Source organism: Idiomarina sp. UBA4206, assembly GCF_002383015.1.
Lineage (GTDB): Bacteria > Pseudomonadota > Gammaproteobacteria > Enterobacterales > Alteromonadaceae > Idiomarina > Idiomarina abyssalis.
The window spans coordinates 116,493-117,209 of sequence record NZ_DFTS01000043.1 but is presented as its reverse complement, the minus strand read 5'-3'; the positions used below and the strand labels follow the sequence as shown (position 1 = coordinate 117,209).

Below are 717 nucleotides of genomic sequence, written 5' to 3'. Positions count from 1 at the left end.
TTGTGGATGACTTTTCTACAATGAGACGAATCATTAAGAATTTACTTCGTGATCTTGGCTTTACCAATATTCAGGAAGCTGATGACGGTAATACGGCTTTACCCATGTTGCAGAACGGTGATTTCGACTTTGTCGTAACCGATTGGAACATGCCCGGTATGCAGGGAATTGACTTGCTACGTGAAATTCGCAAGGACGATAACTTGGCGCATTTACCGGTATTGATGGTAACGGCCGAAGCTAAGCGTGAGCAAATCATCATGGCCGCACAAGCGGGGGTTAATGGTTACATCGTAAAACCGTTTACAGCCGTAACGTTGAAAGAAAAGCTCGACAAGATTTTCGAACGTATTAGCTAAAGGGCGAATGACTATGTCTGATAACGCCCATGATATTTCTCTGGAGCAAGCCAAGGAACTCGTAGCCTTGCTTGAAGACGGGAAGCAGCAGCAGGCAAATCAATTACTGGAAGACGTTTACAACCGTCGTAACGACAAGTTGTTTACCTCTGTCGGCCAGTTAACACGCGACCTCCACGAAGCACTTCAGGACTTTCAGGTAGACCCTCGCATTGTGCAAATGACACAAGATGATCTTCCTGATGCGCAAAACCGTTTGTTGTATGTCATTGAGAAAACCGAAGACGCAGCCAATAGAACAATGGATGCGGTAGAGGCTTGCCTGCCGTTAGCAGATGAGATGCATCAGCGTGTAGAA

Annotated in this window: 2 protein-coding genes; both read left to right on the top strand. The window is 46.0% G+C overall.

Annotation, left to right across the window (positions count from 1 at the left end; all coding sequences use genetic code 11):
- Positions 1-2: 2 nt before the first annotated feature.
- Entirely contained in the window at positions 3-359 is a 357-nt protein-coding gene (locus B3180_RS09650; RefSeq protein WP_286844256.1) for a chemotaxis response regulator CheY, read from the top strand.
- Between the two features lie 13 nt (positions 360-372).
- Positions 373-717 (top strand): protein phosphatase CheZ (locus tag B3180_RS09645; protein ID WP_286844254.1); only part of this gene is annotated, 345 nt, incomplete at its 3' end.